The following is a 666-nucleotide window of genomic DNA, read 5'->3' as shown; positions in this document are numbered from 1 at the left end:
GTACTGCTGCTGCGGGTACTGACCCTGCGGGTACTGCGGCGGATACGGCTGCTGAGGGTACTGAGGCGGATAAGGCGGCTTCGGCTTGTTGAGCGTCTTGATCAGGAAGTAGATCCCGAACCCCAGGCCCACGAGCACCGCCAGGATGACCACCAGCTGAATGATTCCCATAGCGGCATACCCCCTTCGTTCGTCTCAGCGGAGGGTAGATCAGCCCAGCGCCGCGTCGACGATCGCCTTGGCCTCGTCGCGGTCGAGCCCCAGTTTCCTGGTCAGCGCGGCGTAGTCGGCGGCCGCTTGCCTCGCCCGTTCGCGGGTTTCGTCGCCGACGGCGCTGACGAAGGTCCCCGCCCGGCCGCGAGTCTCGATCAGGCCGGCTTCTTCGAGCTCGCGGTAGGCCTTGGCGACGGTGTTCGGGGCGATGCCGAGGTCCCCGGCGAGTTTCCGCACGGTCGGCAGTTTCGCCCCGACGGGCAGCGTGCCGTCGTTGATCCGCGCCGCGTAGGCGGTGCGGACCTGCTCGAAGGGCGGGACCGGGGAGTTCGGGTCGACGCGGACCATGCTGTCGGCTCCTACTGGCGGGGCGGCATGACCTGGGTGCGGTCGGCACCGGGGACGACCTGGGTGGCGTCGCCCGAACCGCCGGGCACGACCTGTGTCCGATCG

At 69.1% G+C, this 666-nt stretch carries 1 protein-coding gene; it reads right to left on the bottom strand.

Annotated elements, in window-relative coordinates; genetic code table 11:
• Nucleotides 1-210: 210 nt before the first annotated feature.
• A complete protein-coding gene (locus CFP71_RS42560; RefSeq protein ID WP_093939462.1) occupies nt 211-561 on the bottom strand; it encodes a GntR family transcriptional regulator in 351 nt (116 codons plus the stop codon).
• Between the last annotated feature and the right edge of the window lie 105 nt (nt 562-666).

Source organism: Amycolatopsis thailandensis (assembly GCF_002234405.1).
GTDB lineage: Bacteria > Actinomycetota > Actinomycetes > Mycobacteriales > Pseudonocardiaceae > Amycolatopsis > Amycolatopsis thailandensis.
Note: the sequence above shows the minus strand (reverse complement) of the source record. Positions and strands in the feature narration are given on the sequence as shown.

Bases quoted from the DNA above. Each gene is read 5' to 3' on its own strand.
- CFP71_RS42560 (WP_093939462.1), bottom strand. From the start codon at position 561: ATGGTCCGCGTCGACCCGAACTCCCCGGTCCCGCCCTTCGAGCAGGTC.